Below are 243 nucleotides of genomic sequence, written 5' to 3'. Positions count from 1 at the left end.
AACCAATGCACCGGTGTTTCGCCCGGAGCGCGAAGCGCAGGTTTTGCGCAGCGTGGCCGAACGTAACCCGGGGCCTTTGCTGAGTGCCGATATTCAATTGATTTTCCGCGAAATCATGTCGGCTTGCCGGGCCTTGGAGCGGCGTGTGGTCGTGGCCTTTTTGGGCCCGATCGGTACCTTCAGCGAACAAGCGGTGTATCAACAATTCGGCCACGCCATCGAAGCCTTGCCATGTGTGTCGAT

General features: G+C 58.4%; 1 protein-coding gene. It reads left to right on the top strand.

The genetic code is table 11. The features are described 5' to 3' along the window. On the top strand, nucleotides 1-243 hold a 243-nt coding region (locus tag QN347_RS20720; protein ID WP_323494534.1), incomplete at both ends, for a chorismate mutase.

This window comes from Sphingomonas sp. 10B4 (assembly GCF_035019905.1).
Lineage (GTDB): Bacteria > Pseudomonadota > Alphaproteobacteria > Sphingomonadales > Sphingomonadaceae > Sphingomonas > Sphingomonas glacialis.
Note: the sequence above shows the minus strand (reverse complement) of the source record. Positions and strands in the feature narration are given on the sequence as shown.